Source organism: Parvularcula dongshanensis (assembly GCF_014199615.1).
Lineage (GTDB): Bacteria > Pseudomonadota > Alphaproteobacteria > Caulobacterales > Parvularculaceae > Parvularcula > Parvularcula dongshanensis.
The window spans coordinates 234197-258888 of the sequence record NZ_JACHOB010000002.1 but is presented as its reverse complement, the minus strand read 5'-3'; the positions used below and the strand labels follow the sequence as shown (position 1 = coordinate 258888).

General features: G+C 68.8%; 19 protein-coding genes. 1 reads left to right on the top strand and 18 read right to left on the bottom strand.

Annotated elements, in window-relative coordinates; genetic code table 11:
• Positions 1 to 13: 13 nt before the first annotated feature.
• From leuB to GGQ59_RS06855, 15 genes are all read right to left on the bottom strand, one after another.
• Positions 14 to 1066, bottom strand: a complete 1053-nt coding sequence (gene leuB, locus GGQ59_RS06925) for a 3-isopropylmalate dehydrogenase (protein ID WP_183817052.1) — start codon at positions 1064 to 1066, stop codon at positions 14 to 16.
• Entirely contained in the window at positions 1063 to 1644 is a 582-nt protein-coding gene (gene leuD, locus GGQ59_RS06920) for a 3-isopropylmalate dehydratase small subunit (RefSeq protein ID WP_183817051.1), read from the bottom strand. The genes leuB and leuD overlap by 4 nt, the downstream gene beginning before the upstream one ends.
• A 150-nt stretch (positions 1645 to 1794) precedes the next feature.
• On the bottom strand, positions 1795 to 3195 hold the full coding sequence (leuC, locus tag GGQ59_RS06915; protein WP_183817050.1) for a 3-isopropylmalate dehydratase large subunit: 1401 nt from the start codon (positions 3193 to 3195) through the stop codon (positions 1795 to 1797).
• The gene (locus tag GGQ59_RS06910) at positions 3192 to 4376 is read right to left on the bottom strand and encodes a 2-isopropylmalate synthase (RefSeq protein ID WP_183817049.1); all 1185 of its coding nucleotides are present in this window, start codon (positions 4374 to 4376) and stop codon (positions 3192 to 3194) included. The genes leuC and GGQ59_RS06910 overlap by 4 nt, the downstream gene beginning before the upstream one ends.
• Before the next feature lie 196 nt (positions 4377 to 4572).
• Positions 4573 to 5847 (bottom strand): threonine ammonia-lyase, encoded by a 1275-nt coding sequence (locus GGQ59_RS06905; protein WP_183817048.1) that lies wholly within the window; start codon positions 5845 to 5847, stop codon positions 4573 to 4575.
• On the bottom strand, positions 5831 to 6121 hold the full coding sequence (locus tag GGQ59_RS06900; protein ID WP_183817047.1) for an ACT domain-containing protein: 291 nt from the start codon (positions 6119 to 6121) through the stop codon (positions 5831 to 5833). The genes GGQ59_RS06905 and GGQ59_RS06900 overlap by 17 nt, the downstream gene beginning before the upstream one ends.
• Position 6122: 1 nt before the next feature.
• Positions 6123 to 7820: an acetolactate synthase 2 catalytic subunit gene (gene ilvG, locus GGQ59_RS06895; protein WP_343074284.1), complete on the bottom strand. Its 1698-nt coding sequence runs from the start codon at positions 7818 to 7820 to the stop codon at positions 6123 to 6125.
• Entirely contained in the window at positions 7817 to 8002 is a 186-nt protein-coding gene (locus GGQ59_RS06890) for a hypothetical protein (RefSeq protein ID WP_183817045.1), read from the bottom strand. Before GGQ59_RS06890 ends, ilvG begins: the two co-directional genes overlap by 4 nt.
• Before the next feature lie 2 nt (positions 8003 to 8004).
• Positions 8005 to 9030: a ketol-acid reductoisomerase gene (ilvC, locus tag GGQ59_RS06885; protein WP_183817044.1), complete on the bottom strand. Its 1026-nt coding sequence runs from the start codon at positions 9028 to 9030 to the stop codon at positions 8005 to 8007.
• Positions 9031 to 9034: 4 nt separating this feature from the next.
• A complete protein-coding gene (ilvD, locus tag GGQ59_RS06880; RefSeq protein WP_183817043.1) occupies positions 9035 to 10717 on the bottom strand; it encodes a dihydroxy-acid dehydratase in 1683 nt (560 codons plus the stop codon).
• Positions 10718 to 11095: 378 nt separating this feature from the next.
• A complete protein-coding gene (gene gltB / locus GGQ59_RS06875) occupies positions 11096 to 15574 on the bottom strand; it encodes a glutamate synthase large subunit (RefSeq protein WP_183817042.1) in 4479 nt (1492 codons plus the stop codon).
• A 71-nt stretch (positions 15575 to 15645) separates the two neighbouring features.
• Entirely contained in the window at positions 15646 to 16479 is an 834-nt protein-coding gene (locus GGQ59_RS06870) for a hypothetical protein (RefSeq protein ID WP_183817041.1), read from the bottom strand.
• Positions 16476 to 17963, bottom strand: a complete 1488-nt coding sequence (locus GGQ59_RS06865; protein ID WP_221400943.1) for an NAD(P)-dependent oxidoreductase — start codon at positions 17961 to 17963, stop codon at positions 16476 to 16478. Before GGQ59_RS06865 ends, GGQ59_RS06870 begins: the two co-directional genes overlap by 4 nt.
• A 129-nt stretch (positions 17964 to 18092) precedes the next feature.
• Positions 18093 to 18878, bottom strand: coding sequence for a TorF family putative porin (locus GGQ59_RS06860; RefSeq protein WP_183817039.1), 786 nt, complete (start codon positions 18876 to 18878; stop codon positions 18093 to 18095).
• A 130-nt stretch (positions 18879 to 19008) separates the two neighbouring features.
• Positions 19009 to 20400, bottom strand: coding sequence for an ammonium transporter (locus GGQ59_RS06855; protein ID WP_183817038.1), 1392 nt, complete (start codon positions 20398 to 20400; stop codon positions 19009 to 19011).
• Between the two features lie 182 nt (positions 20401 to 20582).
• On the opposite strand from GGQ59_RS06855, the gene proB reads away from it, so the two are divergent.
• A complete protein-coding gene (gene proB / locus GGQ59_RS06850; RefSeq protein ID WP_183817037.1) occupies positions 20583 to 21641 on the top strand; it encodes a glutamate 5-kinase in 1059 nt (352 codons plus the stop codon).
• A gap of 5 nt (positions 21642 to 21646) precedes the next feature.
• Here proB and GGQ59_RS06845 read toward each other — a convergent pair whose 3' ends face one another.
• The 3 genes from GGQ59_RS06845 to egtB are packed head-to-tail and all read right to left on the bottom strand — an operon-like array spanning position 21647 to position 24639.
• Positions 21647 to 22408 carry a UDP-2,3-diacylglucosamine diphosphatase gene (locus tag GGQ59_RS06845; RefSeq protein WP_183817036.1) on the bottom strand — a complete coding sequence of 254 codons (762 nt, stop codon included), beginning with the start codon at positions 22406 to 22408 and terminating at the stop codon, positions 21647 to 21649.
• 45 nt (positions 22409 to 22453) lie between these two features.
• The gene (egtD, locus tag GGQ59_RS06840; RefSeq protein WP_183817035.1) at positions 22454 to 23371 is read right to left on the bottom strand and encodes an L-histidine N(alpha)-methyltransferase; all 918 of its coding nucleotides are present in this window, start codon (positions 23369 to 23371) and stop codon (positions 22454 to 22456) included.
• Positions 23372 to 23379: 8 nt separating this feature from the next.
• Positions 23380 to 24639 (bottom strand): ergothioneine biosynthesis protein EgtB, encoded by a 1260-nt coding sequence (gene egtB / locus GGQ59_RS06835; RefSeq protein ID WP_221400922.1) that lies wholly within the window; start codon positions 24637 to 24639, stop codon positions 23380 to 23382.
• Positions 24640 to 24692 lie beyond the last annotated feature (53 nt).

Sequence of the window (24692 nt, the reverse complement as noted above, 5' to 3'; positions counted from 1 at the left end):
GCCGAATGCGGCGTCAGAGCGCGGCGAGGACGGCCTTGGTGAAGTCTTCCGTGCTCGCGCTGCCGCCGAGGTCGCGGGTGCGAAGGCCCTGGCCGAGCGCGGCCTCCACCGCGGCTTCGATCCTGGCGGCCGCTTCGGGCGCGTCGCCTGAGTGCCGGAGGAGCATGGCGGCGGAGAGGATCGCGCCCGCTGGGTTCGCGGCGCTCTGTCCAGCGATGTCGGGCGCCGAGCCGTGGATCGGCTCGTAGACGCCGGGCTTGCCGGGCTCGCCGAGGCTCGCCGAGGCGGCGAGGCCGATGGAGCCGACGACGGCGGAGAGCTCGTCCGAGAGGACGTCGCCGAACAGGTTCTCGGTCACGACGACGTCGAAGCGCGCGGGCCGCGTCGTCAGGTGCATCGCCATCGCATCGACGAGGACGTGGTCGACCGTGACGTCGGGATAGTCCGGCGCCAGCGCCTCGACCGCGTGCCGCCAGAGGCGGGAGGTGGCGAGCACGTTGGCCTTGTCGACCGAGGTCAGGTGCTTCTTCCGCCCGCGCGCCGCCTCGAAGGCGACGCGGACGACGCGTTCGACCTCCGCCCGGCTGTAGGGCATGAGGTCGGAGGCAGCCTCCGTGCCTTCCGTCTTCTCGCCGAAGTAGACGCCGCCCGTCAGCTCGCGGACGATGAGGACATCCGTGCCCTCGACGCGCTCGGGCCGCAGGGGCGAGGCGTCCTCCATGCCGGGGAAGAGGCGGGAGGGCCGCAGGTTCGCGAACAGTCCCATCGCCGAGCGCAGGGCGAGGAGGCCCTTCTCCGGGCGGGGGCCGCCCGTCTTCGCGGCCTCGTCCCATCTCGGCCCGCCGACCGCGCCGAGGAGGACGGCGTCGCAAGTCAGGCAGGCGTGCCTTGTCTTCTCGGGGAAGGGATCGCCGGTCGCATCGATGGCCGCGCCGCCGAAGAGCTCGTGATCGGTGCGAAGGCCGATGCCGGCGGCTTCGCAGGCGACGGCGAGGACGCGCTCGGCGGCCTCCGTGACCTCGGGGCCGATGCCGTCGCCGGGGAGGATCGTGACGTGAAGGCTCATGCCGCGCGTCCTTCTTCGAAGGCTTCGATCTCGGGCATCGCGTTCAGAAGGACGCCGAGCGGATCGTTGCCCTCGAGCAGGCACCGCCGCGCGAAGGGCTCGGTCGAGAAGGGCACGACGTGGTTGCCGAAGCGCAGCTCCTCGGCGTCGAGGTCGATCGTCACCTCGCGGCCCGGCTGTTCGAGAAGGTCCTTGTGAACCTCGGGGCTGACCACGACCGGCAGGAGGCCGTTCTTGAGGCTGTTCGAACGGAAGATGTCCGCGATCGAGGTGCTGATCACCGCGCGAAGGCCGTAGGCGAGGAGCGCCCAGGGCGCGTGCTCCCGCGAGGAGCCGCAGCCGAAGTTGTCGCCAGCGACGAGGACCTGGTGGCTACCCGTGTCCGTGCTGTTCAGGATGTGCCCTTCATCGAGGACGCCGTCCGGCCCGTAGCGCCAGTCGTGAAACGCCGCCTCGCCGAGCCCGTTCTTGTCCGTGGTCGTCAGGAAGCGGGCCGGGATGATCTGGTCCGTGTCGATGTTCTCCTCGGGCAGGACGAGCGTGCGCGAGGTCAGGGTGCGGAAGGGTTCGAAGGTCATTGCGTACGTCTAAGGTTGCTTGCCCTCACTCGACATCGAAGATGTCGGTCTCTCCCAAAGGGAGAGACGGGCGCGTATCGAGAGGGAAGGTCGCCGCTTGCCTACCTCTCCCTCTGTGAGAGGTCCAAATCTTCGATTTGGGGTGAAGGCTCACGCCGCCGCGCCGACATAGTCGCGGGGATCGGCCACGAAGCCCGCCACCGCGCTCGCCGCCGCCGTCGCTGGGCTCGCGAGCACCGTCCGCACGCCTTCGCCCTGTCGGCCGCGGAAGTTGCGGTTCGAGGTCGAGACGACGACCTCGCCGGGCGCACCCTTGTCGCCGTTCATGGCGATGCACATGGAGCAGCCGGGCTCGCGCCACTCGGCGCCCGCGGCGAGAAAGACCTCGTGCAGGCCTTCGGCCTCGGCCTGGCGCTTCACGCCTTCGGAGCCGGGGACGATCAGCGCGGTCACGCCGTCCGCGACCTTCCGGCCTCGGAGGATCGCAGCGGCGGCGCGGAGGTCCTCGATCCGGCCGTTGGTGCAGGAGCCGACGAAGACGCGGTCCACCTTCATCGAAGAGAGGTTCTGCCCGGCGGTGACGCCCATGTAGCGAAGGCCCGCCGCCTGGCTGTCATTGGCGGGGGCGGGGACCGAACCCCCGATCCCGCCCGCCTCGTCCGGGCTGACCCCGAAGGTGACCATGGGGGTGATCGCACCCGCGTCGATCACGATTTCGGCGTCGAAGGTCGCGTCGTCGTCGGAGCGAAGGGCGTGCCAGTCCGCCACCGCTGCGTCGAAGTCATCGGGCACACCCGGGCGGCCGCGCAGGTAGTCGAAGGTCGTCTCGTCCGGCGCGACCATGCCGGCGCGGGCGCCCGCCTCGATCGACAGATTGCAGAGGGTCATGCGGCCCTCCATCGAGAGGGCACGCACCGCCTCGCCCTGATACTCGAGGACGTAGCCCGTGCCGCCCTCCATGCCGAGCTTGGCGATGACGGCTAGTGCCATGTCCTTCGCGGTGACACCCGGCGTGACCGGCCCGTCGAAGAAGACGCGCATCGTCTTGGGCTTGCTCTGGAACAGGCACTGCGTGGCGAGGACGTGCCCGACCTCGGTCGTGCCGATGCCGAAGGCGAGGGCGCCGAAGGCCCCGTGGGTCGAGGTGTGGCTGTCGCCGCAGACGATGGTGAGGCCCGGCTGCGTGCGGCCGAGCTCCGGCCCCACGAGGTGCACGATGCCGCGCCGCTCGTCGCCGAGGTCCAGAAGCTCGATCCCGGCCTCGCGCGCGTTCGCGCGCAGCGTCTCGACCTGCTTCTCTGCCTGCGCCGTGACGTAAGGGAGCCTGCCGTCCGCCCCGGCCCGCAAGGTGGGCACGGAGTGGTCGAGCGTCGCCAGCGTCAGGTCCGGACGACGGACCTTCAGCCCGCGTTCCTTGAGGACCTGGAACGCCTGAGGGCTCGTCACCTCGTGGACGAGGTGAAGCCCGATGTGCAGGATCGCCGGGCTGTCCGACTGCTCCGGCCGAACCAGGTTCCGATCCCAGACCTTCTCGAACAGCGTCCCCGTCACAGCGCGGGCACCACCCGGTTCGAGGCGCCCGAGACCAGGCTGCGCAACTCTTCGTCCGACACTTCGTGCTTCTCGTCGGCCAGGATCTTGAACGCGGCGAAGACGCTGTCCCGGCGCTCGGGCGAGACCTCGTGACCGAGCTGCTCGAGGCGCGCGAAGAGCGCGTGCTTACCGGAGTGCTTCCCGAGGACCAGGCTCGAATGCGGCGCGCCGACGTCCTCGGGCTTCATGATCTCGTAGGTCTCGCGGTTCGCGAGCATGCCGTGCTGGTGGATGCCCGCCTCGTGGGCGAAGGCGTTGCGGCCGGTGATCGCCTTGTTTCGCGCGACCTTCTCGCCGGTGATGTCCTCGAGCGTGCGCGCCGCGTCGTAGAACTGCGTCGTGTCCACCAGGGTGTCGACGCCGTAGCTGTCGCGGCGCGTCTTGATCGCCATCACGGCCTCTTCCATCGCGCAGTTGCCTGCGCGCTCGCCGATGCCGCTGATCGTGCACTCGATTTGGCGGACCCCGGCGCGCACAGCGGCGAGGGAGTTCGCGACCGCCATGCCGAGGTCGTCGTGGCAGTGGGCGGAGAAGACCGTGTCGTCGTCCGGCTCGACCGCCTCGATCAGGTAGGAGAAGAGACGATGCGTCTCTTCCGGCGTGAAGTAGCCGACGGTGTCGGGCACGTTCAGCGTCGTCGCGCCGGCCTCGTTCGCGGTCTTCAGGCACTCGGCCAGGAAGGTCTTCTCGGTCCGCATCGCGTCCTCGGCCGAGAACTCGACGTCGCCGAAGACCTTGCGGGCGTAGCGCACGCCGTGGTCGATCGCGTCCAGGATCTCGCCCTTGCGCATCTTGAGCTTGTGCTCGCGGTGCAGCGGCGAGGTGCCGATGAAGACGTGGGCACGCTTGCGCTTGGCGGTGTCGAGGGCCTTGGCCGCGGCGTCGATGTCGCGCTCGGTCACGCGGGCGAGGGAGCAGACGATGGGCCCGTCGGCCTCCTCCGCCACGGCGCGCACGGCCTCGGCGTCACCGGGGGAGGCGGCGGCGAAGCCCGCCTCGATCACGTCCACCTTGAGGGCGGAGAGGGCACGGGCCATGCGCAGCTTGCCCTTCATCGTCATCGAGTAGCCGGGCGACTGCTCGCCGTCGCGCAGCGTGGTGTCGAAGATGCGGACGATCGGCGCGGGGGTGTAGGTCATGGAAGCCTCTGGAAGCGGACCGTTCCCCGGAAGGTGGGGACGGAATATGAAAAGGGAAACCGTTTCGCCTCGGACGCTTACGCCCCCGAGGTGCCGCTAAGGCGCCGTCCGTATAGTGATAGCGTTCTCATTCCGCTCGCTCGTTGCATCTTGGGCCTCCCGAGGGGTTCAGCGTCGTTCCGCCTTTGACGGCAGCTTAGTAGTTCGCCGTCTCGACGGGTAGGCCGTCCGCGCGCAAGGTTTCGATGATGCGGTCCATGTGGGCGCCGTCATTCGCCTCGACCGATATGTCGAGGTGGGTCTGCTTCGCCGGCAGGTCGTTGAAGACCTTGTGGTAGGCGACGTCGATGACGTTGCCGCCCGCCCGTCCGATCGCGGCGGAGACCCGCGTCAGCTGGCCGGGGACGTCCGTCAACGTGATCCGAAGCCGCGCGAGGCGCCGCTGGCGCGCGAGGTCGCGCATCAGGATCGAGGAGAGGAGACGGGTGTCGATGTTCCCGCCGCAAAGGACGCTGCCGACCGTGCGGCCTTCGAATAGCTTGGGATGCGCCAGGATCGCGGCGAGGCCTGCAGCCCCTGCGCCCTCCACTAGCGTCTTCTGCGTCGCGAGGAGGAGGGAGAGGGCGCGCTCGAGGTCGCGCTCCTCGACCGTGACGATCTCGTCGACGAGCTCGCCGACGATCCTGCGCGTCAGGACGCCCGGGTTGCAGACCGCGATGCCCTCGGCGAGCGTCATGCCGCCGCAGGGCTCCGCCCGGTTCTCGGTCGCGTTGATCATGCCGGGGTAGAGCGCGGCCTGGACGCCGACCACGCGGACGTCCGGACGCCGCGCCTTCGCGACGGACGCGATGCCCGCGATGAGGCCGCCCCCGCCGATCGGCACGACGAGCGTGTCGATGTCCGGGACCTGGGCTAGCATCTCCGCCGCGACCGTGCCTTGCCCCGCGCAGACGTAAGGGTCGTCGAAGGGGTGGACGAGGGTCAGGCCGTCCGCCGCGCAGGCGCGCTGCGCCTCGGCGTTCGCCTCTTCGAAGCCGTCGCCGTGCAGCACGATCTTGGCGCCGAAGCGCCGCGTCGCCTCGACCTTCACCGAAGGGGTGTGCTGCGGCATCACGATCGTCGCTTCGATGCCGAGGAGCGCCGCGTGCCGGGCGAGGCCCTGGGCATGGTTGCCCGCCGACGCCGCGATGACGCCGCAGGCGCGTTCCTTAGGGGCCAGCGACAGGAGCTTCGCGAGCGCGCCGCGCTCCTTGAAGGCCGCTGTGTACTGAAGGTTCTCGTATTTGAGGTGGAGCTCGCACTCCGTCTCTTCGGACAGCTTGCGGCTCTTCAGGCACGGCGTCTCCAAGATCTCGCCCCAGGCGGGGTCGGCCTTGGTCGTGATCGCGGTCCACTCGGGTTCGGGCAAGCCGAGGGGGTTTCCTACGGCAGGCTCCTCTTCGAGCGCCAACGCCTCAGATGACGGCCGCATGGGGGATCTCCTTCCAACGGCTCGGCTTCTGACGGCTGCGGCGCTCCAGCGTCACGCGACGGACGTTGTAGAGGCGCTCGATCTGCAAGCGGAGCGTCTCGATCGAGCGGTTGTTTCCGTAGGGGCTGACCTGCACGCGGGTCATGACGCCGCCCTCGACCTCCTCGACGAGGAGGGAGCGGACGGACCAGCCGCGCTGCTCGATCACGGTCCAGACGCGGCGCAGCGTGCCGTTCACGTCGTCGCTCTCGATGGTGAAGGTCTCGATCGTCATCTCAGCCTTCCTTGTCCAGCATCTCGTGGTTCGCCTTGCCCGGCGCGACCAGCGGCCAGACGTTCTCGTTGGGGTCGATGACGACGTGCATCAGGATCGGCCCTTCGGCGCCGAGCAGGCGGTCGAGCCCGGCCTCGACCTCCTCCGGCTTGTCGATCGTGAACGCCTCGACGCCGAAGGCCTGCGCGACGACGGCGAAGTCGGGGTTGTCCGAAAGGTCGACCTCGGAGCGGTTGCCCTCGAAGAAGAGGTCCTGCCACTGACGGACCATGCCGAGGTGGGAGTTGTTGAGGACGATCACCTTGAGCGGCACGCCGTAGCGGCGCAGCGTGGCGAGCTCTTGAATGTTCATCATGAAGCCGCCGTCGCCCGAGATCGAGACGACGCAGGCGTCGGGCTCTGCGAACTTCGCGCCCACTGCCGTCGGCAGGGAGAAGCCCATGGAGCCGAGGCCCCCCGAGGTGATGTGCGCCTGGGGCCGCGAGAAGCGGCAGTGCTGCGCGACCCACATCTGGTGCTGGCCGACGTCCGGGACGGCGACGAACTTGTCCCCCGCCTTCTCGGACAGGCGGTGAAGGAGGGCGGGCGCATAGATGCCGCTGACCGGCGCGTCGTAGCGCGGCGCGCAGGCCTGGCGTCGCTCCTCGTTCAGCTTCACCCACGGCTCGATGCCGGAGGGCTCCGGCCGGAAGGAGCGCACAGCGGGCTTGAGGTCGCAGGAGACCGGCACGTCGGCGCGGCGCAGCTTCGAGATCTCGCTCGCGTCCTTGTCGAAGTGGATCACTCGCGCGTGCGGCGCGAACTTCTCGAGCGCGCCGGTCGCGCGGTCGTCGAAGCGGGCGCCGACGTTGATCAGGAGGTCGCACTCCTGCACCGCCATGTTCGCCGCGCGGCTGCCATGCATGCCCAGCATGCCGAGGAACTGCGGGTGCCCGGTCGGCAGGACGCCGAGGCCCTGCAGCGTCGACACGGCGGGGATGCCCGACCGTGCGACGAGGGCACGGACCTCGTCCACGGCGCCCGAGCGGACGGTGCCGCCCCCGATGTAGAAGAGCGGCTTCTTGGCTTCGCGCACCGCGGCCTCGGCCCGGCGCAGCCCTTCTTCGTCCAGGCAGGGGGCGGGCGTATGCCGCGCGGCGTAAGAGCCGCCTTCGGCCGCCGCCATCTGCACGTCCTTGGGGATGTCGATCAGGACGGGGCCCGGGCGTCCGTGCTCGGCGATGTCGAACGCCTCGGCGATGATGGCCGGGATGTCGTCCGCGTGCCGAACGATGTAGCTGTGCTTCACGATCGGCATGGTGATGCCGAAGGTATCGATCTCCTGGAAGGCGTCCGTGCCCATGACGGGCTGCGCGACCTGGCCGGTGATCGCGACCAGAGGGACGGAGTCCATGTAGGCGTCTGCGATGCCCGTCACGAGGTTCGTGGCGCCGGGGCCGGAGGTCGCGATGCAGACCCCGGCCTTGCGCGTCATCCGCCCGACAGCGGCCGCGGCGAAGGCGCAGGCCTGCTCGTGACGGCAGAGGATGTGGCGAAGCCCGGAGCCCGGCAGGGCGTCGTAGACGGGCATGATCGCGCCGCCGGGATAGCCGAACACGGTCTCGATCCCATGGGCGACGAGCGCTTCCACCACGAGGCGGGCGCCCGTCATGGGCCTCGGTTCGGCGTCGGGGGCGATGGTTCTGGCGGTCTGGCTCATGGCGCGCATCCCATGAAGACGGCGAAGGGGTTGGCGGGGGTCGCAGCGTCCTCCTCGGACGGCGCTTCGGGTTCGGGCCGCGCCGCCGGGGCAGGCGGCTCGGGCAGGCGGACGCGGCCGGCCGCGACCAGGCGATCGTAGCGCTTGCGCGCCCGTTCGGCGGGAGAGGCCGGCCGCGTCACGATCAGTTCTCCGGTGCGTTGTTGGCGCCGGGCTTCAGCCAGCTCATCCGGCCGCGAAGCTTACGGCCGACTTCCTCGATCGGATGGTCGAGGTCGGCGGCGAGGAGGGCGTTGTAGGCGGGCTTGCCGGCCTGGTTCTCCAAGATCCAGTCGCGGGCGAAGGTGCCGGACTGGATGTCCTTGAGGACCGCGCGCATCCGCTCGCGCGTCTCTTCGTTGATGACGCGCGGGCCGGAGCGCAGGTCGCCATAGATCGCGGTCTCGGAGATGAACTCGTGCATCTTGGCGAGGCCGCCCTCGTTGAGGAGGTCCACGATCAGCTTCAGCTCGTGCAGGCACTCGTAGTAGGCGAGCTCCTCGGGGTAGCCCGCCTCGACCAGCGTCTCGAAGCCCATGACGACGAGCTCGGTCGCGCCGCCGCAGAGGACGGCCTGCTCGCCGAAGAGGTCGGTCTCGGTCTCGGCCTTGAAGCTCGTCTCAAAGACCGCCGCCGCCGTGCCGCCGATCGAGTCTGCGTAGGATAGCGCCTTGTCGGTCGCGTGACCCGACGCGTCCTGATGGATCGCGAAGAGGCAGGGCACGCCGCGCCCGCGCTCGAACTCGCGGCGGACGAGGTCGCCGGGGCCCTTCGGCGCCACCAGGAACACGTCGACGTCCTTGGGCGGCGTCACCTGGCCGTAGATGACCGAGAAGCCGTGTGCGAACATCAGCGCGTCGCCGGCTTGCAGGTTCGGCGCGACGTCGTTCTTGAAGATCTCCGCATGCGCCATGTCAGGCGCCGTCAGCGCGATGAAGTTCGCCTCCTTCGCCGCGTCCGCGGGGGACAGGACGCGGAAGCCGTCGGCTTCCGCCTTCTGTTCGGACGGGCCGCCCCGGCGCGCGCCGATGATCACGTCGACGCCGGAATCGCGCAGGTTCAGGGCGTGCGAGCGCCCCTGGCTGCCATAGCCGATGACGGCGATGGTCGTGTCCTTGAACGTGTCCGGCTTCACGTCGTCCTTGGTGAAGACTCGCAGGTCTTGGGCCATGATCTTACTTTCCCTCGCGGATGATGGTTGTTGCGCCTTGGCTCGCCGAGCCGACCAGCGCTGCGAACTTGTCGAAGTAGCCGCCCATGCGGCGGAGCGGGCGGGGCGTGTGCGCGGCTCTGCGTGCGTCCCAGTCGATGTCGGCGTCGATCCTGCGTCCCTCCGCGTCGATGCGGATGATGTCGCCTTCCTGCAGGAGGCCGATCGGTCCGCCGCGCGCGGCCTCGGGCGCGACGTGGCCGATGACGAAGCCGTGGGAAGCGCCGGAGAACCGGCCGTCCGTGATCAGCGCGACCTTGCCCGCGAGGCCTTGGCCGGCGAGCGCGGCGGTCACCGCCAGCATCTCGCGCATGCCAGGGCCGCCCGCGGGGCCCTCATAGCGGATGACGCAGACGTCGCCCGCCACGATCTCGCCGCGCTGGACCGCGGCAAAGCAGTCCTCCTCGCTCTCGAAGATGCGCGCGGGGCCTTCGAAGGCCGCGTCGGCGTAGCCCGCCGTCTTCAGGACCGCCCCCTCGGGCGCGACGTCGCCGTAGAGGACGCGCAGCCCGCCGGTCTTCTTCACCGGGTTTTCCAAGGGGCGGATCACGTCGCGGTCGGCGCTCTCCTCGGCGCCTTTCAACTCTTCGAAGAGAGACTTGCCCGAAACGGTGGGCGCGTCCTCGAGGAAGCCGCCTTCCATCAGCACCCGGCCGAACCGGCGGCAGCCGCCGGCGGCGTGAAGGTCCTGGGCGAGGTAGCGGCCGCCGGGCTTGAGGTTCGCGATCACCGGCGTCTCGCGCGAGAGGGCGTCGAAGGCGTCGATCGAGAAGGGCGTACCCGCCTCGGCCGCGATGGCGGCGAGGTGCAGGACCGCGTTGGTCGAGCCGCCCGAGGCGACGACCGAGAGCGCGGCGTTGCGCAGGCTCGTCTCCGTCACGAAGCTGCGCCCGCCTTCCGCGAAGGCGCGTTCCGCCGCGAGGCGGCCGCAGCGTTCGGCCTCGGCGGCCTTGTCCGGATGCTCGGCGGGCGGATCGCCCGCGCCCATCGGAGCCAGCCCCAAGAAGGCGAGGGCCATCGCCATGGTGTTGGCCGTGAACTGACCGCCGCAGGAGCCCGCGCCGGGGCAGGCGGCGCGCTCGATCGCGCCGAGCTCCGCATCGTCGATCGCGCCGCGTCCGTGCGCGCCCACCGCCTCGAAGGCGTCTTGGATCGAGATGTCCTGTCCGGCCTTGGCGCCCGAGGCGGGGCAGCCCGCCGCGATCGTGCCGCCGTAGAAGACGACGCCGGGCACGTCGAGGCGCGCGAGCGCCATGGCGGCGGCGGGGATGGTCTTGTCGCAGCCGACCATGATGACCGCCGCGTCGAGCGCGTGCCCGCGCACGGCCAGCTCGATCGAGTCGGCGATGACCTCGCGGCTCATCAGGCTCGCGCGCATGCCCTCATGGCCCATAGTGATGCCGTCCGAGACGACGAGGGCGCCGAACTCCACCGGCCAGCCGCCCGCCTCGCGCACGCCCTTCAGGACGCTGGGCGCCAGGTCCCGCAGGTGCATGTTGCAGGGCGTGACCGAGGAGTAGGTGTTGATGACCGCGACCATCGGCTTGTCGAAGTCTTCGTCGGTCATGCCGGTCGCGCGCAGCATGGCGCGCGCAGCCGCCCGGCTCGGCCCTTTGGTGATCGCGTCGCTGCGTTTGGTCTTTGTCATTACGATCTGTCGTTCGAAGTCTGAGGTCAGAAACAAAAAAGCTCCCCGGAGGGAGCTTCGCGTCGGAGGCTGGTACGCCTAGTCCGATGCCGCTCCCGGGGGGCTGCAGGGAATAAGGAGTACGAGGAGTACGGGCAGCGCAGCGGCGTCGCTGGGCGCGCGGGCGTCGTCGGTAAGATCGTCGCGATGCGGCACGGTGCGACCCGTTCGGCTGGAGGGGGAAGCCCTCGATAGTCGCGCGGTTAACACAGAGGCGTGCTCTCGCGCAACCAGAAACTGGCACGAAGATGCGGAGTGAGGCCAGAGCGTTAGGCGTTTCTGCCAAACCCTGCCGCTCAAGCGCTGAAGCGGCGATGCCGCCGCCTCAGCGCCCGTTCGTTAGAGACGAGCCGATACGGCCGAGATCTCGTCCTCTTCGGCCATCTCCTTCGCGCCGTGCGGCCGCACGAAGCGGAAGTGCGCCTTCTCGGTCTCCCAATTGGCGAGCAGCTCTGCGCCGTAGGGCGACCGCGTCTCCTCGACGTGTCGCTCGATCAGCGCGTGGCACTCGGCCTCCGCCTCGGCGGTCAGCCCGCCCCAGGTCACGTGCTCGGGGTTCGCCAGCGCCTCGAACGTGTTCTGACGATCGTAGACGTAGGCCCGTCCCCCCGTCATGCCGGCGGCGAAGTTGTCGCCGACAGAGCCCAGGATCGCGACGACGCCGTTCGTCATGTACTCGCAGCCGTTCGAGCCGCAGCCCTCGACCACGGCCGTGGCGCCGGAGTTCCTGACCGCGAAGCGCTCTCCGGCCCGGCCCGCCGCGAAGAGCGCGCCGGAGGTCGCGCCGTAAAGGCAGGTGTTGCCGACCATCACCATGCCGCTCGGCTCGCGCTTGAAGCCGCGCACGATGATCTCCGCGCCTGACAGGCCCTTGCCGACGTAGTCGTTGGCGTCGCCTTCGACCTCGATGCGGAGGCCCTTCGCGCCGAAGGCGCCGAGCGACTGTCCGGCGGAGCCGTGAAGGCGGACGGTCAGGTGCCCGTCGGGCAGCCCGTCCTTGCCGAACCAGCGGATGATGTGGTGGCTCGTCCGCGTGCCGACGCCCCGATGCGTGTTCCTGACCGTGTAGGTCAGCTGCATCTTCTCGCGCCGACGCCAGACGGGCGCGGCGTCCGCGACGATCTGCGCGTCGAGCGTCGGATCGGGTTCGCGGCGCCCCTCCCGCGTCGAGCGGGGCGGGCGCGGCCCTTCATTGGCGCGGACGAGAAGCGGGTTGAGGTCGAGGTCGTCGAGCGTGTCCGAGCCTCGGCTGACCTGGCGTAGCAGGTCCGACCGCCCGATGACGTCGTCGAGGCTCGATGCGCCGAGCGAGGCCAGGATCTCGCGCACCTCCTCCGCGATGAAGGTCATCAGGTTCACGACCTGATCGGCGGTGCCGACGAACTTCTTCCGCAGCGCTTCGTCCTGCGTGCAGACGCCGACGGGGCAGGTGTTGGAGTGGCACTGGCGCACCATGAGGCAGCCCATGGCGACGAGGCTGAGCGTGCCGATGCCGAACTCCTCGGCGCCGAGCATCGCCGCGATGACGATGTCGCGGCCCGTGCGGAGGCCGCCATCGGTGCGCAGCGTCACCGCCTCGCGCAGGTCGTTCAGCGTCAGCACCTGGTTCGCCTCCGCGAGCCCCAGCTCCCAGGGCGAGCCTGCGAACTTGATCGAGGTCTGCGGGCTCGCGCCCGTGCCCCCGACATGGCCCGAGATGAGGATCACGTCCGCCTTCGCCTTCGCGACGCCCGCCGCGATCGTGCCGACGCCCGCCGAGCTCACGAGCTTCACGCAGACCCGTGCTTCCGGGCTGATCTGCTTGAGGTCGTAGATCAGCTGGGCGAGGTCCTCGATCGAGTAGATGTCGTGGTGGGGCGGGGGCGAGATCAGGGTCACGCCCGGGGTCGCGTGCCGGAGGCTCGCGATGTAGGCGTTGACCTTGAAGCCCGGCAGCTGCCCGCCCTCGCCGGGCTTGGCGCCTTGGGCCACCTTGATCTCGATCTCGCGGCACTGGTTCAGGTACTCGGCCGTTACGCCGAAGCGCCCCGACGCGATCTGCTTGACCGCAGAGTTCATGTTGTCGCCGTTCGGCATCGGCTCGTAGCGGCGCGGATCTTCCCCGCCTTCGCCGGAGACCGACTTCGCGCCGATCCGGTTCATCGCGACGTTGAGCGCGCCGTGCGCCTCGGGGCTCAGCGCGCCGAGGGACATGCCGGGCGTGATGAAGCGCTGGCGGATCGCGTTGACGCTCTCGACGTCGTCGAGCGCGACCGCGTCGCCCATCGTCTTGAAGGTGAGAAGGTCGCGAAGCTGGATCGTGCCTTGCGTGTTCAGGGCCTTCGAGAACCGTTTGTAGGCGTCGTAGTCGTTCTCGCGGACCGCGGTCTGAAGGTCGCGGACCAGCGTCGCTTCATAGGCGTGCCGCTCGCCTTGGCTGCGAACCCGGTAGAAGCTGCCGACCGGCAGGCGCAGCGCGTCGTCCTCGTCCTGAGGCCAAGCGCGGTCCTGGAGGCCGAGAAGGCCTGCCTCGAGCCCGGCGAGGCCGATGCCGGAGATCCGCGACGAGGCGTCCGGGAAGAACTCCGCGAGCAGGGTCCGCGAGAGTCCGAGCGTCTCGAAGTTGCATCCGCCCCTATAGGCCGAGATGACCGAGACCCCCATCTTGGACAGGATCTTCAGAAGACCGTTCTCGATCGCCGTCTTGTAGGCGAGGACGGCCTGGCCGATCGTCACGCCCGGATACTTGTTCGCGGCGTGACGGCTCGCGATGGTCTCGAGCGCGAGGTAGGGGTTCACGGTCGTCGCCCCGACGCCGATCAGCACGGCGGCGTAGTGGCTGTCGACGCACTCCGCAGAGCGGACCGTCAGCGAACAGGACGAGCGGAGCCCCGTCTCGATGAGACGCCGGTGGACGCCGCCCGCGGCCAGGATCATCGGGATCGGCAGGCGGCCCTGACCCTGCGCTTCGTCGGTCAGGACGATGTGGTCCGCGCCGTCGCGGACGGCCTTCGCCGCCTCGTCGCGGATGCGGTCGAGGGCGGCGCGCAGACGCTCGCCCGTGCCGTCGGCATCCGTGAAGGTGCAGTCGATGACCACGCCGCCGAGCTTCTGCGACATCCGGGCATACATGCCGTTGGTCAGGATCGGCCCGTCGAGGACGTAGACGTTGGTCTGCGTCTCGTCCTCGGCGAGGATGTTGCCGAGGTTCTTGAACCGCGTCTTCAGCGACATGACCCGGCCCTCGCGCAGGGGGTCGATCGGCGGGTTCGTCACCTGGCTGAAGCGCTGGCGGAAGTAGTGCGAGAGCGGACGGTACTGGTCCGAAAGAACGGCGAGCGGCGTGTCGTCGCCCATCGACCCCACCGCCTCCTTGCCCTCGGTGACCATGGGGCGAAGGATGAGCTCGAGGTCTTCCTGGGTGTAGCCCGACCCCACCTGGCGGCGGCGCAGGTCGAGCTCTTCGAAGAGACGATCCTCGGGGCCTGGCCCGATCTCCTCGTCGAGGTTCTGAACGTTGCCGAGCCACTCGGCATAGGGGTGCGCCTGGGTCAGGTGGTCGAGGATCTGGGCGGGGTCGTAGAAGCGCCCCTCGTCGAGGTCGACGGCGATCATGCCGCCCGCCGGCACGGCGCCGCGCGTGACGACCTTCTTGTCGCCCGTCGGGCACATGCCGCTCTCCGAGCCGACGGCGAGGAGGCCGTCCTCGGTGATGGCGTAGCGCAGGGGCCTGAGGCCGTTGCGGTCGAGCCCCGCGATCGCCCAGCGTCCGTCGAAGGCGCAGATCGCGGCGGGGCCGTCCCACGGCTCCATGACCGCGTTGCAGTACTCGTAAAGAGCGCGGACCTCGGGCGTCATGATGTCCCGGCGCTTGGACCAAGCCTCTGGAATCAGAAGCGCCTTCGCCATCGGCGCGGAGCGTCCGCCATGCACCATCACCTCGAAGACGGCGTCGAGCGCGGCCGAGTCCGAGCCGCCGGGCTGGATGACCGGCTTGATGTCGCCGCCATGCTCGGCGAACGCGGTCGAGGCCATCTTGACCTCGTGGCTGCGCATCCAGGCGACGTTGCCGCGCAGCGTGTTGATCTCGCCGTTATGCGCCAGCATCCGGAAGGGCTGGGCCAGGCGCCACTGCGGGAAGGTGTTGGTCGAGTAGCGCTGGTGAAAGATCGCGAAGGAGGAGACGAAGCGCTCGTCCTTAAGGTCGAGGTAGAAGCTGTCGATGTCGCCCGCGAGGAACATCCCCTTGTAGATGACGTCGCGCGGGGAGAGCGAGCAGACGTAGAAGTCCTGCAGCCGCTCGGCGAGGGCCTGCTTCTCGATCCGTCTGCGGACGAGGTAGAGCGTGCGCTCGATGTCGTGGAGGTCGCGCCCTTGCGGGTCATGGAACAGGATCTGCTCGATCTCGGGCCGCGCGGCGTTCGCCGTCGTGCCGATCACGGTCGAATCGACCGGCGCCTGCCGCCAGCCGTAGAGCCTAAAGCCGAAGCGCAGGATCTCGGTCTCGACGATCGCGCGGGCGCGGTCCTGACCGGAGAAGTCCGTGCGCGGCAGGAAGATCATGCCGACGCAGACGTCCGCGCGCGTCGGCTCGTGCCCGCCGCGCGCGACCTTCTCGCGGAAGAAGTCCTGCGCCACGTCGACGCGAAGCCCAGCACCGTCGCCGGTCTTGCCGTCGGACGCGACCGCGCCGCGGTGCCAGACGGCCTTGAGCGCGTCGATGGCGCGCGTGACGACCTCGCGCCGGGGCTTGCCGTCGATGGCGGCGATCAGCCCGACGCCGCAGGCGTCGTGCTCGTCACGAGGGTCGTAGAGTCCGAAGGGAACGACTTCCGTCATTGTCCGCTCCTTGTTCATGATCAGATCCGATCTGGCTTCGTCGGAATTGATGGGGAGTTCGATCGGCGCGCTCATTTCTTCGTCCGTTCAATCCTGCCGTCCTGCACCTGCCACACGTTCTCGTCGCTCGTGCCTACGTAAATCGGCACGTCGTGTGCGAGCGAGGCGAATACGTGATGTTCTTCAGGGTAGGGCGTCATGATGTGCGTGATGAATAGTGCGCCCGCGTTATTTTCAGGCTGGTTGGCGACCGCGATGCAGGTCTTGGAAAAGTCCCTCTTCTGCAGAACGTCGTTTCCATCTGGGGACACGGTGAAACGATAGTGCTTACCCAGAACGACCAGATTTGGCACCCGAGTGGCGGAGAAGATGTACCCGTAGAGCTTCCCTTCGGGATCACCCGGAATGGGAACGACGGCGGTGTTGATCGAAGGAAAATCGTTACACCGCTCGATGCTCTGGTCCATGATGGCCGTGCGCGCCCGCCACCTTAGCGCTTCGATGGCCGTCAGCGCGGAGCCGTCGGGCAGGCGCTCCTCCGCCAAGACCTGCCGACCTCGCGACCTGACTCGGAACAGAGCGGAAGGTTCGTCATCACGCAAACCGACAAAGGCGGTCTCGTACGCGTCGCCGTCCTCGTAGCTCACCCATCCGCGTATATCTGCACCGATCAACTCAGCGTATTCTTTGTCCGCGAGAAGCGCGTCGGTCGCGACCCAAGCCGCCGTGTCCTGATCGAAGATCAGGTGTCCGAGCAACTCTGCGCTCTCGACCTCGGTCTGGAATTCAGCTGTCCGGCGTGCGGTTTGCGGCTCTGCGGAGTCCGCACCGGGGGTCGCGCATGCGGCGAGGGCGAGCGCGAGGCCACAACTGAGATTCGCCGACCATGCGCTGAGCCTCGTCACTTCGCGGCCACGGGTTCGTAGGCGCGGGGGTCGTACTCTTCGAGCTGCTTGCCGACCGTATTCGTGCCGTGCGGCAGCTCGCCTCTGCGGAGGTAGTCGTGGATGCCGGCGGCGGCCTTGCGCCCGTCGTGGATCGCCCACACGACGAGGCTCGCGCCGCGCACGATGTCGCCCGCGCCGAAGACGCCGGGGAGGGAGGTCTCGAAGCTCGACGGGTCCGCCTTGATCGTGCCCCAGCGGGTCAGCGCGAGGTCGGGCTCCCCGAAGGCGCCCGGCAGGTCTTCGGGGCTGAATCCGAGCGCCTTGATGACGAGGTCCGCGTCGAGGTCCACCTCCTCGCCCGGCACTTCCTCCGGCGACTGACGGCCCGACTGGTCGGGTGCGCCCAGGCGCATCTTCGCGACGCGCACGCCTGACAGGGCCTCCGGCTCTCCGAGGAGAAGCTTGGGGTTGGAGAGCCAGCGGAACTCGATGCCCTCTTCCTCCGCGTTCAGGACCTCGCGCGCCGAGCCCGGCATGTTCTCGCGGTCCCTGCGGTAGAGGCAGGTGACCGAGGTCGCGTCCTGACGGATCGCCGTACGGACGCAGTCCATCGCCGTGTCGCCGCCGCCGACGACGACGACGCGCTTGCCCTTGGCGTTCATGTAGCCCTCGTCGAAGGCGGGCACGCGATCGCCGAGGCCCTTGCGGTTCGACGCGGTCAGGTAGTCGAGGGCGCTGACGACGCCGTTATTGCCGACGCCCGGCACGGAGAGATCGCGCGCCTTGTAGACGCCCGTCGCGATCAGCACCGCGTCGTGCTTCTCGCGGACCTCCGCGAAGGGGAGGGCGCCGCCGACATCGGCGTTCTGGACGAAGGTCACGCCCGAATCGATGAGGCGCTGGACGCGGCGCGCGACCACGTCCTTCTCTAGCTTGAAGCTCGGGATGCCGTAGATCATCAGGCCGCCCGCCCGGTCGTACCGGTCGTAGACGGTGACCTTGTAGCCGAGGTGGCGCAGCTGGTCGGCGGCGGAGAGGCCCGCCGGGCCCGCACCGATGATGCCGACCGATTGCGGCCGTTCGCGCTTCGGCTTGATCGGCTTGATCCAGCCGTTCTTCCACGCATTGTCGGTGATGTACTGCTCGACAGCGCCGATCGTCACCGTGCCGTGCCCGGACTGCTCGATCACGCACGACCCCTCGCACAGCCGGTCCTGCGGACAGATGCGCCCGCAGACCTCGGGCATGTTCGAGGTCGCGGCGGACATCTCCCAAGCTTCGCGAAGATCGCCTTCGGCCGCGAGCCGCAGCCAGTCGGGAATGTGGTTACCGAGCGGGCAGCCCGAGGTGCAGAAGGGCACGCCGCACTGCGAGCACCGCGACGCCTGGGCCTCGGCCTGGCGTTCCTGAAAGCCTTGGTAGATCTCCTCGAAGTCCTCGCGGCGCAGCTCGGGCGCCCTTTTGTCGGGCGTCTGGCGCGGCAAGCTGACGAAGCGCAGCATGTCGGACATGGCGGGAACCTCGATGGAACTGACTGGAGCCCGGAACGGATACGCCCGCGAGGACGTAATGTCCACGCGGGCGTACCAGTTTGGCAGAATGTCGCGCCCGAAGGCGGGGTGGCAGCGTCGTTAGAAGGTTTTTCCGACCGTCAGTACGACGGTCGCGCCGTAGATGTCCTTGGCGCGATCTTCGAGAACGTCGATCCGCTCGGCGGGAAGGCCGGAATCGCCGAAGTCGGTGTCCGCGTCAGTATCGACATAGGCGACCGAGACGTCCAGTCCGGCGAAGGCCGTGGAGACGCCGAGCTGCCAGTCGAACTGATCGCTGCCCGAGAAGACGAACGAGCCGTCCGTATATCCGATCTGGGCGAAAGCCTCGAAGGGGCTGTCGCCGAGCGGCACGCTCCCCGAGCCGTAGAGGTAGAGGTTGTCCCCTCCGGCATTGTCCTGGTCGGGAACGTACGCCGCGCCCGCCGTCAGGCTGACCACGCCGGCGTCCCCGGCGACCGAGCCGTAGAGTTCTACGTAGTCGTCGTTCGAGGCGCCCGGGTATTGGTAGTACAGGACACCGACATCGATGGCCGCGCTACCGACGTCGAAGGCGTAGCCGCCATAGAGGTCGAGTTCGGTCTCCGAGCTTTGATCGATCTCGGCGCTACCGTCGGCACCGACGACGATCGCGGGAAGGTAGGCGTCGATCGACGACATCCACGTGCCGACATAGAGGCCGTTCTCATGGGTGAGGTCGAAGCCGCCTTGGATCGCGAGGCCACCGTTCGAGTAGGAGACGCCCCGGAAGCGATAGTCGCTCGTGTAGGCGACGTTGGCGCTGATGCCCCAGGGGGCCTCCTGCGCGAGGGCAGCGCTTCCGCTCAGGGTCGCTGCCGCGGCAAGAAGAGCAAGCTTGATTTTCATGTGACTGTCCCAGGTTGAAGTGAAGTGGTGACGAGCGCCCCGAGCCCGTCACGAGAAGAAAGTCCCCCGAGCCGCGGACGCCGCCGCGGGCCCTTCGCCGCGCCCCAGGACAGGGGCGCGGCAGGCGTCGTCAGACCGTGCTGCCGACGGGTTGAGTGCTCCCCGCGTAGGCCGAAGAGCCCGCCGCCACGCCCCGGCCGCCATCGGGCACGCCATCGACGAACTCGGGGTAGGCCTCGAGGCCGAGTTCGGCCGCGTCGCCGCCGATCAGCTCTTCCTCTTCGGAGAGGCGGATGCCGACGGTCAGCTTGAGGACGAACCAGACGATGGCGGAGGTCGGAACGACCCAGGCCGCGACCGCGAGGACGCCGATCGCCTGCGCGCCGAAGCCCGCATCCGGGTTCGTCACCGGTACGACGAGCGTACCGAAGATGCCGGCGACGAGGTGGACCGGGATGGCGCCGACGACGTCATCGAGCTTCACCTTGTCGAGGAGCGGGATCACCAGGGTGACGATGATGGCGCCGACGGCACCGATCAGGATCGCCGCGCCGACCGACGGCGTCAGCGGTTCGGCCGTGATTGAGACCAGGCCGGCGAGCGCGCCGTTCAGGACGAGGGTGAGGTCGACCTTCTTGTAGAGCGCTTTGGTCAGGATCAGCGCCGCGACCGCACCGCCGGCAGCGGCCATGTTGGTGTTGGCGAAGATCCGGCTGACCGCGACGGCGTCGCTGACCGTGCCGAGCGCGAGCTGGGAAGCGCCGTTGAAGCCGAACCAGCCGAGCCAGAGGATGAACGTGCCGAGCGTGGCGAGCGGCAGGTTCGAGCCCGGCATCGGCCGGGTCTTGCCGTCGACGTACTTGCCGAGGCGCGGACCGAGGATGAGGCAGCCCGTCAACGCCGCCCAGCCGCCGACCGAGTGGACGATGGTCGAGCCGGCGAAGTCCTGGAAGTTCAGCTGGTCGAGCCAGCCGCCGCCCCACTTCCACGCGCCGGAGATCGGGTAGATCAGGCCGGTGAGGATCACGACGAAGGCGAAGAAGGGAAAGAGCTTCACGCGTTCGGCCATGGCGCCCGAGACGATCGAAGCCGCGGTCGCGACGAAGACCATCTGGAAGAACCAATCGGAGTGATCGGCGTAGCCGCCGGCTTCACCGACGATGTCGGCCCCACCGGGCGCGCCTTGCGCGGCGTTCCAGATGCTGAACGTGCCGAACCACTTCTCGACCCCGTCATACATGAGGTCGTAGCCGACCAGATAGTACATGATTCCGGCGATCGCGTAGAGCGCGATGTTCTTGAGGCAGATGTCCGCCACGTTCTTGGACCGGACGAGGCCCGCTTCGAGCATGCAGAAGCCCGCCGCCATGAACATGACGAGGAAGCCGCCGACCAGGAACAGGAAGCTGTTCAATATGTACTGCGTGTCGACCGCAGCCTCCTGCGCTGCGGCTGAGGACGCGATCAACGCTCCCGTCCCGGTGGTAGCGAAGACGATCCCCGCCTTCCTGAGTTGTCGCATTGCGATCTCCTTAACCCTCTATCTGACTCGCGAGGCCGTGATACGATACTGTCATGTGATTGTGCGGCGCAATGGGGTGACGCAAGTAATTGCTAACCGATGCTGCAACCGTGACTGATTCGTCGCAAAAATACCACGGCGCAGGTCGTTCGCCGTCGTCACTTGCGTGCTACGGAGCCGCGATGAGCGGTCTGCGCCCCATCCTCGAATCGTCCCGCCGACTGGTCGTCAAACTCGGCTCGTCCCTGGTGGCCCCGCCATCGGGTCGCGGCGCGAGCCTGCCCGGCCTCGCGCGCGACCTCGCGGCGCTCGACGCGGAAGCCACGCTCGTCTCCTCGGGCGCCGTCGCGCTCGGGCGCGGCAGGACCGGTCGCTCGGCTTCCGACCTTCCCGCCCGGCAGGCCCTGTCGGCGATCGGCCAGCCCCGGCTGATGCGCCTCTGGCAGGACGCGTTCGCCGAGACCGGACGGGAGGTCGCGCAGATCCTTTTGACGCCGGACGTGACCGAGGACCGCGCCCGCTACCTGAACGCGCGCGCCGCGCTGCGGGCAGTGCATGCGATGGGCGCGATCCCGATCGTCAACGAGAACGACGCGGTCGCGACCGAGGAGCTGCGCTCTGGTGACAATGACCGCCTCGCCGCGCAGACGGCCGGCCTGATCGGCGCGGACACGCTCGTTCTCCTGTCCGACGTGGACGGGCTCTACGACCGCGATCCGTCGGAAGCGGGCGCCGCGCACGTGCCCTTCGTTTCCCGCGAATCGCTAGGCGGCTACGACACGGCGCGCATGGTCAGCCGGTCCGGCGTCGGCACGGGCGGCATGGGTTCGAAGGTCAGGGCGGCGGCGCTCGCGTCCGGGTGGGGCGTCAGGGTCGTCATCGCCTCGGGGCGAAGCGATTCCCCGATCGGCGACCTCCTGCGCGGCGACGCCCGGTGCACCGTGTTCGAGGCGAGGGACGAGCGCGCGCCCGCCCGGCGACGCTGGCTATCGAGCCGGGCGCACATGGCGGGACGCGTCCATGTCGATGCTGGCGCTGCGGCTGCGCTCCGCCGCGGAGCGAGCCTCCTCGCGGTCGGGGTCAGGGACGCGACGGGCGGCTTCGAGGCGGGCGATCTGCTGCGGATCGAGGGTCCGGACGGTCCGGTCGCCTTCGGTCTTGCGAGCTGCAGCGAGGAGACGGTTCGCTCAGGGGAGGCGAAGATCGTCGTACACCGGGACGATCTGGTGCTGGAAGGCTGACGGCCTCACGCGTGGACGGCGGGTTCCGACACGAGTTCCCAGCGTCCGTCATGGTGCTCGACCAGGGCCGTGCAGCTCTCCACCCAATCGCCGTCGTTCATGTAGACGACGCCCGAAAGCGCCTTGATCGCGGCGACGTGGATGTGCCCGCAGATCACGCCGTCGAAGCCCTTTCGATGCGCATACTCGGCCACGTGCCCTTCGTAGCGCTCGACATAGGCGGCGGCACGCTTCGAGTTGTCGCGAAGGTGCCGCGACAGCGACCAATAGGGCAGGCCGAACCGCTTACGGACGCGGTTCAGCTTCACGTTCAACCAGACGGCGAGGTCGTAGACGTTGTCGCCTAGGGTCTTCAGGAGCTTCCCGTCGGCCAACATGTGCCGGTCGAAGAGGTCGCCGTGCAAGACGAGGTAGCGCTTCCCGTCCGCGCCCTCGTGGACGATGCGGTTGCAAAGCCGGATGCGGCCGAAGGAGACGCGGTAGCGTAGGAAGCCGCGCAGCACCTCGTCGTGGTTGCCGACGATGTAGGTGACCTCGGTATCGCGCTTCGCCGCGGTCAGGATGCGGCGGACGACGTTGGTGTGGCTCTGCGGCCAGAACCACTTCGCGCGAAGACGCCAACCGTCGACCACGTCGCCGACCAGGACGAGCCGCTCGGCCGTGTTCGCCTTCAGGAACCTGGCGAGCGCTTCGGCCTGGCAGCCTCGGCTGCCGAGGTGCAGGTCGGAGATGAAGATCGTCCGGTAGCGGCGGGAGGGGGCGTTCATCCCCGCAGGGCTTTCGCGATTCGAGTGACGGTTTCTTGTCCGGCGCTAGCTCCGAAGGAGAAAAACGCCGAACCAGTCCCGCTCGTCGGTCCAGATCCGTTCCGTCCGCCATCCCGCACGGTCCGCTAGGGCGGCGAAGCCGTCCTGCGTGTACTTGTGGCTGTTCTCGGTGTGGATGCTTTCGCCCTCGGCGAAGTCGAAGCGCTCACCTGCCACCGTCACGGTCTGGGGCAGGGCGGAGACGAGGTGCATCTCGATCCGCGAGGCGTCCCCATTCCAGCGCGCCTCGTGACGGAAGTGCTGCGGATCGAAGCCGGCGGCGAGTTCCCGGTTCATCCGGGTCAGGAGGTTGAGGTTGAAGGCGGCGGTGACGCCCTCCTCGTCGTCATAGGCGCGGACGAGAACGTCCTCCGACTTCACGAGGTCCGCGCTGACGAGGAAGAAGGCGCCGGGTCCGAGCGTCTCGCGGCTGCGGCGAAGGAAGGCTTCGGCGCCGCCTGCATCGAAGTTGCCGATGGTGGAACCCGGAAAGAACCCCAAGCGCGGCTCGGCACCGAGGAACGCTTCGGGCAGCGCCGCGGGCTCGGTGAAGTCGGCGGCGACCGGCAGCACTTCGAGCTTGGGGAACTTCGCCCGTAGGCTCTCCGCAGCCTCGGACATGAAGTCTTCGGCGATGTCGATCGGGACGTAGAGGACAGGGTCGACCGCCTCGATCAGGCGGACGGACTTCACGCTCGCGCCGCTTCCGAACTCGGCCACCGCCGCGCCTGGCAGGCGCTCGCCGACCTCGGGCAGAGCCGCGTCGAAGATCGCTGCCTCGGTGCGGGTGGGGTAGTAGGCGTCGAGGCTTGTGATGTCCTCGAAGAGGACGCAGCCCCGATCGTCATAAAGCCACTTCGGACTGAGCGTCTTCTGGGCACGGGCGAGGCCCGCCAGGACCTCGTCCCGGAACGTCGTGTCCATGTCGTCCCTTATACGTCGCGGGCCAGGCGGAGGCCCGAGAACTGCCACCGCTTATCGGGTGAGAAGAAGTTGCGGTAGCTCGCCCGGACGTGGCCGGGCGGAGTCGCGCAAGAGCCGCCGCGCAGCACCATCTGCCCCGACATGAACTTGCCGTTGTACTCGCCGACCGCGCCCTCCGGGGCACGGAAGCCGGGGTAGGGCAGGAAGGCGCTCGCGGTCCATTCCCACACGTCGCCGAACAGGGAGTCGAGCCCGGTCTGCGGGGCCGGACGAAGTCGGCCCGTGCCCGCGTCGTTGCCTTGGACGCGAACCGTCCGGGCCGCGGTCTCCCACTCGGCCTCCGTCGGCAGGCGCCCGCCCGCCCAGGTCGCGAAGGCGTCGGCCTCGTAGTAGCTGAGGTGGCAAACGGGCGCGTCCTCGTCGATCGGCTGGCGCCCGCGCAGAGTCATCACGCTGAAGCCATCCGCTTCGCGCTGCCAGTAGAGGGGCGCGTTCCAGCCCTCGCATTGCCGCGTCGCCCACCCATCGGAGAGCCACAGGCGCGGCTGGTCGTAGCCGCCGTCCTCGATGAACGCTCGGTACTGCCCGCAGGTCACGGCGCGCTCGCAGAGCTCGAAGGGCCGCAATAGGACCTCGTGCGAGGGGCCCTCGCAGTCGAAGGCGAAGCCGTTCTCCGCCCCGATCCGAACGATACCGCCCTCGAAGCGCGTCCAGCCCGCTTCCCCGTCGGGCCGAGCGACCGCGAGCGGCTGTGGCGACCGGTAAGCGGGCTCCAGGGGATTGCACGAGAAGAGGTGGAGGATGTCCGTCAGGAGGAGTTCCTGATGCTGTTCCTCATGGGCGAGGCCCAGCGCCAGGAGGTCTTCATCCACCTCGCCTGCCTCGATGGTGGCCACCATCGCCTCGTCGACATGGGCTCGGTAGGCGCGAACCTCGTCCAGCGTCGGCCGCGTGATCATGCCGCGACGGTCACGCGCGTGACGGGGGCCGAGCGCCTCGTAGTAGGAGTTGAAGAGAAAGGGGAAACGCTCGTCGAAGAGCGCGTAGCCGAGACGGTCCTTCAGGAAGAACGTCTCGAAGAACCAGGTCGTGTGCGCGAGGTGCCACTTGGCCGGGCTCGCGTCGGGCATCGACTGAACCGTCGCGTCGGCGTCGGAGAGCGGTTCTGCGAGCCTCAAGCTCGCGGCACGCACGGCGTTGAATCGGGCGAGTGCGTCAGCCGGCTCGGAAGCAGGCGAGGCGGGGGCCTTGCGCGGCGTCGAGGGCAAGCGTCATCCTCCTATAGCGCAAGGAGAGTTGCAGCGCCCGGCGCTCAGAGCAA

Bases quoted from the DNA above. Each gene is read 5' to 3' on its own strand.
- GGQ59_RS06860 (WP_183817039.1), bottom strand. From the start codon at position 18,878: ATGAAAATCAAGCTTGCTCTTCTTGCCGCGGCAGCGACCCTGAGCGGA.
- GGQ59_RS06900 (WP_183817047.1), bottom strand. From the start codon at position 6,121: ATGACGATCGAGACCTTCACCATCGAGAGCGACGACGTGAACGGCACG.
- leuD (WP_183817051.1), bottom strand. From the start codon at position 1,644: ATGACCTTCGAACCCTTCCGCACCCTGACCTCGCGCACGCTCGTCCTG.
- GGQ59_RS06905 (WP_183817048.1), bottom strand. From the start codon at position 5,847: ATGCGGCCGTCATCTGAGGCGTTGGCGCTCGAAGAGGAGCCTGCCGTA.
- GGQ59_RS06855 (WP_183817038.1), bottom strand. From the start codon at position 20,400: ATGCGACAACTCAGGAAGGCGGGGATCGTCTTCGCTACCACCGGGACG.
- GGQ59_RS06845 (WP_183817036.1), bottom strand. From the start codon at position 22,408: ATGAACGCCCCCTCCCGCCGCTACCGGACGATCTTCATCTCCGACCTG.
- proB (WP_183817037.1), top strand. From the start codon at position 20,583: ATGAGCGGTCTGCGCCCCATCCTCGAATCGTCCCGCCGACTGGTCGTC.
- egtD (WP_183817035.1), bottom strand. From the start codon at position 23,371: ATGGACACGACGTTCCGGGACGAGGTCCTGGCGGGCCTCGCCCGTGCC.
- GGQ59_RS06910 (WP_183817049.1), bottom strand. From the start codon at position 4,376: ATGACCTACACCCCCGCGCCGATCGTCCGCATCTTCGACACCACGCTG.
- ilvC (WP_183817044.1), bottom strand. From the start codon at position 9,030: ATGGCCCAAGACCTGCGAGTCTTCACCAAGGACGACGTGAAGCCGGAC.
- gltB (WP_183817042.1), bottom strand. From the start codon at position 15,574: ATGACGGAAGTCGTTCCCTTCGGACTCTACGACCCTCGTGACGAGCAC.
- leuB (WP_183817052.1), bottom strand. From the start codon at position 1,066: ATGAGCCTTCACGTCACGATCCTCCCCGGCGACGGCATCGGCCCCGAG.
- ilvG (WP_343074284.1), bottom strand. From the start codon at position 7,820: ATGAGCCAGACCGCCAGAACCATCGCCCCCGACGCCGAACCGAGGCCC.
- GGQ59_RS06865 (WP_221400943.1), bottom strand. From the start codon at position 17,963: ATGCTGCGCTTCGTCAGCTTGCCGCGCCAGACGCCCGACAAAAGGGCG.
- ilvD (WP_183817043.1), bottom strand. From the start codon at position 10,717: ATGACAAAGACCAAACGCAGCGACGCGATCACCAAAGGGCCGAGCCGG.